This is a genomic window from Vibrio sp. 2132-1 (genome assembly GCF_033344315.1).
On record NZ_JAWPON010000529.1, the window covers coordinates 1 to 614 of the forward strand.

General features: G+C 43.5%; 1 protein-coding gene. It reads left to right on the plus strand.

Annotated elements, in window-relative coordinates:
- The coding region (locus R8N47_RS26460) for an IS630 family transposase (protein ID WP_318186264.1) at window positions 1-589 on the plus strand (589 nt) is incomplete at its 5' end.
- Window positions 590-614: the final 25 nt, after the last annotated feature.

Sequence of the window (614 nt, forward strand, 5' to 3'; positions counted from 1 at the left end):
CTTGATCGAATACCATAACGAGACGCTAAAAAGCAGCGAAGACCCTGTGCTGTTCATGGATGACGTTCATCCTACGCAGTCAAAAAAACTCAGTGAGGGCTGGATACGAAAGGGCCAAGACAAAGTGATTGAGACAACAGGCAGTCGAACTCGTCTTAATATTATCGGTGCGTTACCGCTTCAAAATATTGGCGCAACGGTGACAGACACGTATGACACGATCAACAGCGAGAGCATTGTTCGCTTCTTCTGGAAGCTCAAAAAGGAGCATTATCCGTTGGAGCAAAAAGTTCACCTAGTGCTTGATGGTGCCGCCTATCATCAGTCAGAGTTGGTGAAAAATGCGGCAAAAGTGCTCAATATCGAGCTTCATTACTTACCGCCTTACAGTCCAAATTTAAATCCAATAGAGCGGCTTTGGAAAGTGATGAATGAGCATGTGAGGAACAATATTTACTTCTCCTCGAAGGCTGAATTTACAACGGCTATTAATGAATTTTTCAATGTAACGTTGCCAGAAGTTGCAGGCTCACTGGTATCCCGAATTACGGATAATTTTCAGATTTTGAAACCTGCATCTTCAAGTTGAGCGAGTATATAATCGGACGAGAAGG